The organism is Microvirga sp. P4_G7 (assembly GCF_056401005.1).
This window is the reverse complement of record NZ_JBFUKD010000977.1, coordinates 1-1045: the sequence shown is the minus strand read 5'-3', so window position 1 is coordinate 1045 and position 1045 is coordinate 1. Positions and strand designations below refer to the sequence as shown.

The 1045-nt window shown below is 55.2% G+C and carries 1 pseudogene; it reads right to left on the bottom strand.

The window, feature by feature from the left end:
* A pseudogene (locus AC1DT3_RS22345) lies at positions 1 to 644 on the bottom strand (S9 family peptidase); the annotation flags it as partial.
* Positions 645 to 1045: the final 401 nt, after the last annotated feature.

Sequence of the window (1045 nt, the reverse complement as noted above, 5' to 3'; positions counted from 1 at the left end):
GGTCGGTGGTTCTCATCTTGCTCGACATAGTAGAAGCCAGCCGAATCGGCGAGCCACACGACGTCCCCCGAGGTGTTCGGAACTTGGTCCGCCAGTTCCTGGCCCGTTGCAGTGTCGCGGACGTAGATCGTGAAGTATTCGGAGCCCTTGAGATCCGCACTCCAGGCCAAGAGGCGGTGATCGGGTGAATGATCCGCTCCGCCCAGGTCGAAGAACGCCTGGCCTTCGCCTTCCTTATCGCCGTCCAGGAGAATCACGTCGTCGCCACCCTCGCGTGCCATGCGGCACACGAGAGGATACTGCCCGCCTTCGCGGTAACGGGTGAAATAGGCATAGGGGCCGTCCGGGTCCGGCACCGAGGAATCGTCTTCCTTTATGCGTCCCCGCATCTCCGCCACCAGGTGCTGCTGAAGCTCTTCCGTGCCGCTCAAGAGCTTGCTGGAAAAGGCGTTTTCGGCCTCCAGATAGGCGCGGATCTCATTGTCGAGAAGTTCCGGGTCCTTGAGCACCTCTTTCCAGTTCTCGGCCTTGAGCCAGGCATAATCGTCCCGGATTTCAACGCCGTAGAGCGAGAAACGATGGGGTTTCTTCGGGCACAAAGGTGCCGTAGGGAAAGGGTGCGCGGGAATCGTCTCGATCTTCATGAGGAATTAGATCCGAAAACTTGAAGTTGAAAATGGAAGAAGAGACAGCCGGTGAACCGACGCTCATAACTGGTTCGGAATCAGGAGATCTGGCTTTTATTCAAGAATAATATGCAATATTCCATGCGTCATACGCAATCCTTCAGGTAGTTTTATACCATCGCCGCATGGACGTTCTCTTGTGACGCTCAGCGCGACGAAATTCCGGCTTTATTTGGAAGGCCAAGTTGATATATAGTTTTCCAAAGTTTTCCCGCGCCAGATCTTGTCATTCGGGAAAAATTGACATACCTGAGCGCAGGATCAAGGTTTCGGCAGCGCGAAACGCGGCTGACATGCTGATCGGGAACTGAATACGCACTGATCGCGGCAAATTTACCTGACCTGAGGTGGCCGCTGCT